Below are 1367 nucleotides of genomic sequence, written 5' to 3' on the forward strand. Positions count from 1 at the left end.
ATTGTCGTCTGCACCACGGCCAAGACCGATGAGGAAGCCAAGGCTCTCCTCACCGAGTTCAAGTTCCCGTTCGTGAAGAACTGAGCGGGAAGGGAAGAGCACAATGGCTAAGAAAAGCGCCGTAAACCGCAACGAAGCCGTCAAGGCCCTGGTTGCGAAGTATGCCGCAAAGCGCGCCGCCCTCAAGGCGACCGCCAACGACGAGAACCTGCCGCTGGAGGAGCGCTTCGAGGCGCGCCTGCAACTGGCCGCCCTGCCGCGCAACTCCGCGCCGAGCCGCATTCGCAATCGCTGCGAAGTGACGGGTCGTCCGCGCGCGTTTTACCGCAAGCTCAAGATGAGCCGGATCGCGCTGCGTGAACTGGGCAACCTGGGCCAGATTCCCGGCCTGACGAAGTCCAGCTGGTAAGGGGAGCGAACAGACATGATGATCAACGATCCCCTGAGCGACATGATCGCTCGCATCAAGAACGCGGCGACCCGCAAGCGTTCCAAGGTGCTGACCCCGGCCTCGCGTCTGCGCCAGCGCGTCCTCGACGTGCTGCAGGACGAAGGCTACATCCGCGGCTACAACCTGGTTCAGAACCCGGGCGAGTTTCCGCAGTTCGAGATCGAGCTGAAGTACTTCGACGGCCAGCCCGTCATCGCCGAGATCGCGCGCGTGTCCAAGCCGGGCCGCCGCGTCTACTCCGCGATCGGCGATCTGAAGCCCGTCAAGAACGGCCTCGGCATTTCGATCCTTTCGACTTCGAAGGGCGTCATGTCCGACGCCGCCGCTCGCGACGCCAATGTCGGCGGCGAAGTCCTCTGCAGGGTCTACTGATATGTCCCGTATCGGCAAGAAAACCATCGCCGTGCCGAAGGGCGTGACTGTCACGCTCGACGGCCAGAACATCACGGTCAAGGGGCCCAAGGGCGAACGCGCCTGGACCGTCGCCGAAGAGATCGAAGTCAAGCAGGAAGGCGACGACCTGTCGCTGACCCCGCGTTCGGACACGCCTCGCGCCCGCGCGATGTGGGGTCTGTCGCGGACCCTGGTCGACAACATGGTCACGGGCGTCACCTCGGGCTTCGAAAAGTCGTTGGAACTGGTCGGCGTGGGCTACCGCGCCGCGATGAAGGGCGACGCCCTGTCGCTGCAACTCGGCTTCTCTCACGAAGTCGACATCGACCCGCCGGCCGGCGTCAGCTTCGCTGTTCCCAAGCAGACCGAGATCAAGATCTCGGGCTCGGACAAGCAGGCTGTCGGTCAGGTCGCCGCGGTCATCCGCAAGCTGCGTCCGCCGGAGCCCTACAAGGGCAAGGGCGTCCGTTACGCCGGCGAGACCGTGCGTCGCAAGGAAGGCAAGAAGAAGTAAGTCATGGCT

Annotated in this window: 3 protein-coding genes and 1 pseudogene; all 4 read left to right on the plus strand. The window is 64.0% G+C overall.

All coding sequences use genetic code 11. The annotated features are described in order from the left end of the window. Positions 1-84: pseudogene (locus DI624_RS16020) on the plus strand (50S ribosomal protein L5); the annotation flags it as partial. Between the two features lie 19 nt (positions 85-103). Further along, on the plus strand, positions 104-409 hold the full coding sequence (gene rpsN, locus DI624_RS16025; RefSeq protein ID WP_017506048.1) for a 30S ribosomal protein S14: 306 nt from the start codon (positions 104-106) through the stop codon (positions 407-409). Between the two features lie 15 nt (positions 410-424). Continuing rightward, entirely contained in the window at positions 425-823 is a 399-nt protein-coding gene (gene rpsH / locus DI624_RS16030) for a 30S ribosomal protein S8 (RefSeq protein WP_054765468.1), read from the plus strand. A 1-nt stretch (position 824) separates the two neighbouring features. Continuing rightward, on the plus strand, positions 825-1358 hold the full coding sequence (rplF, locus tag DI624_RS16035) for a 50S ribosomal protein L6 (RefSeq protein WP_291540549.1): 534 nt from the start codon (positions 825-827) through the stop codon (positions 1356-1358). Positions 1359-1367: the final 9 nt, after the last annotated feature.

Origin of the sequence: Brevundimonas sp., from assembly GCF_003248455.1 — a bacterium.
Classification (GTDB): Bacteria; Pseudomonadota; Alphaproteobacteria; order Caulobacterales; family Caulobacteraceae; genus Brevundimonas.